General features: G+C 66.4%; 1 pseudogene. It reads left to right on the top strand.

What is annotated here, in order from left to right:
* A pseudogene (locus ACR65K_RS20630) lies at positions 1-583 on the top strand (pyruvate dehydrogenase (acetyl-transferring), homodimeric type); the annotation flags it as partial.

Raw genomic sequence — 583 nt, 5'->3', positions numbered from 1 at the left:
TGGCTGCAGGAGAAGATACCTCCCATATCCTCAGCGGGTTGACTAACCAGCTGCCTGATCGTGATCCGGAAGAGACTGCCGAGTGGGTTGAGTCCCTGGACGCGTTGATCAGGGAACAGGGCACCGAGCGTGCCCAATACATCATGCGGAGCCTGCTGCAGCGCGCGGGCGCGCAGAGCGTCGGGGTGCCGATGGTGACCACCACCGATTACGTGAACACCATCCCGGTGGACCAGGAAGCCGAGTTCCCGGGCAACGAGGAATACGAGCGCCGGTACCGGGCGTACATGCGGTGGAACGCCGCGGTCATGGTCCACCGGGCGCAGCGGCCCGATATCGGGGTCGGCGGGCACATCTCCACCTACGCCGGCGCCGCGACCCTGTACGAGGTCGGGTTCAACCACTTCTTCCGCGGCAAGGACCACCCCGGCGGCGGGGACCAGGTCTTCTTCCAGGGCCACGCCTCCCCCGGCATGTACGCGAGGGCGTTCATGGAAGGACGCCTGTCCGAGGAGGACCTGGACGGGTTCCGGCAGGAAAAGTCCCGTGAAGGCCATGCCCTGTCCTCCTACCCGCACCCGCG

The organism is Arthrobacter sp. SAFR-179 (assembly GCF_059414945.1).
Note: the sequence above shows the minus strand (reverse complement) of the source record. Positions and strands in the feature narration are given on the sequence as shown.